This is a genomic window from Novosphingobium sp. MBES04, from assembly GCF_000813185.1.
Lineage (GTDB): Bacteria > Pseudomonadota > Alphaproteobacteria > Sphingomonadales > Sphingomonadaceae > Novosphingobium > Novosphingobium decolorationis.
Window position 1 is genome coordinate 1 of record NZ_DF850507.1, and the last position, 1154, is coordinate 1154.

A 1154-nucleotide genomic window follows, 5' to 3' on the forward strand; every position below is an offset into this window, starting at 1 on the left:
CTAGTGGATTGACTCCAACGTTTGGAACCCTCGATTTCGAGCGGCGATGATGTCATCCGGATTGGCCTTCCAGATGAAGGGCTTGGGGTTATCGGCATTGTACTCCCGGATGAACCGGTTGATGGCAGCCTGGAGCTCGACGACGGAGTGGAAGACGCCGTGCTTGAGGCGCCGCCTGGTCAGCTTTGCGAAGAAGCCCTCGACGGCATTGAGCCATGAGGAAGAAGTTGGCGTGAAGTGGAAAGTCCAGCGCGGATGGCGGGCGAGCCACTCCTGGACCTTGTCCTTCTTGTGTGCGGCATAGTTGTCGAGGATCACGTGGATCGCCTTATCCTTGGGCACTTCGCGCTCGATCCGATTGAGGAAGCGGATGAACTCCTGGTGGCGGTGACGCTGCATGTTCTGCCCGATGACGGTTCCGTCGAGTACGTTGAGTGCAGCAAACAGCGTGGTCGTGCCGTGGCGCTTGTAGTCATGGGTCAGGGTACCGGCGCGGCCCTTCTTCATCGGCAGGCCGGGCTGGGTGCGGTCGAGCGCCTGTATCTGCGATTTCTCGTCGATCGACAGGACCACCGCATGGGCGGGCGGATCGACATAGAGGCCGACGATCTCGGTGAGCTTTTCGGCGAAAGCCGGATCGTTCGACAGCTTGAAGCTGCGCCAGCGATGCGGAGCAAGCCCATGCGCCTTCCAGATCGACTGCACTGTCGAAACGGCAAGCCCGACCGCTTTGGCCATCGCGCGCGCCGTCCAGTGGGTTGCCTCATGCGGCGGCGGTTCCTGCGTCAGCCGGACAATCTCCGCCACGCGCTTGGGCAACACTGGCGCCTTGCCGGGCGGACGGGACTTGTCGCGAAGAAGACCATCTACACCTTCGTGCATGAAGCGCTCCTGCCAGCGCCACACGCAGGTCTTCGACTTGCCTGTGGCCGCCATGATCGCCGAGGTGCCCCAGGCCATCGCTGCTCAAAAGCACGATACGGGCGCGCCAGACATGTTTCTGCGGGCTCAAGGGAGCCGACACGATGTCGTCCAGGCGTTGACGGTCGGAAGCCGAAACGGTGAAGCTGATCCCATCGCGCATCCTCCGAGACTGGCACGCCTGCAAGCCGGTGGGAATCCCCAGACGGACTCTTTCGTTGCGGTCAATCCAC

At 62.0% G+C, this 1154-nt stretch carries 1 pseudogene; it reads right to left on the minus strand.

Annotation, left to right across the window (positions count from 1 at the left end):
* Positions 1–1084: pseudogene (locus MBENS4_RS23680) on the minus strand (IS630 family transposase).
* Between the last annotated feature and the right edge of the window lie 70 nt (positions 1085–1154).